We start from the raw sequence: 536 nt of genomic DNA on the forward strand, positions 1-536 counted from the left end.
AAGCACTTTACAAGCAAAGCCTTTTAGGTAGAAACCTTCTGGGTATGCCGTATCGGTTGGGTGGTCTGCGGCTTGTTCAAAGCGCTCAACAAATTTCACTTGGCGGTTTGCGTCTACCGCTGCGTCAGCAATGATTTTTTGGAACAAAACTTGGTCCATTAAGCCAGAGCAAGAGTAGGTCAGTAGCGTGCCACCAGGTTTTAGAATTTGCATCGCCAACATGTTGATGTCTTTATAACCACGACATGCGCCATTTAGTTGCGCTTTGCTTTCTGCAAACTTAGGTGGATCCATGATAACCACATCAAACTGAGTACCTTGGTCACGGTATTCACGAAGCAGTTTAAATACATCTGCGTTTAAGAAAACAGCGCGCTTTTTCGAGATATCAAACTCGTTCAGCTCTGCATTGTATTTTGCTGTGTCCAATGCTGGCTGAGATACATCCGCATTAATTACGCGTTTTGCGCCGCCTTTCAGTGCGTAAAGACCAAAGCCACCTGTGTAAGAGAAGCAGTTCAGTACTTCTTTATCTT

Annotated in this window: 1 protein-coding gene; it reads right to left on the minus strand. The window is 44.6% G+C overall.

The annotated features are described in order from the left end of the window. On the minus strand, nt 1-536 hold a 536-nt coding region (locus tag R7Z50_RS30645; protein ID WP_318150171.1), incomplete at both ends, for a class I SAM-dependent methyltransferase.

The sequence above is a fragment of the Vibrio sp. 1249-1 genome, assembly GCF_033340495.1.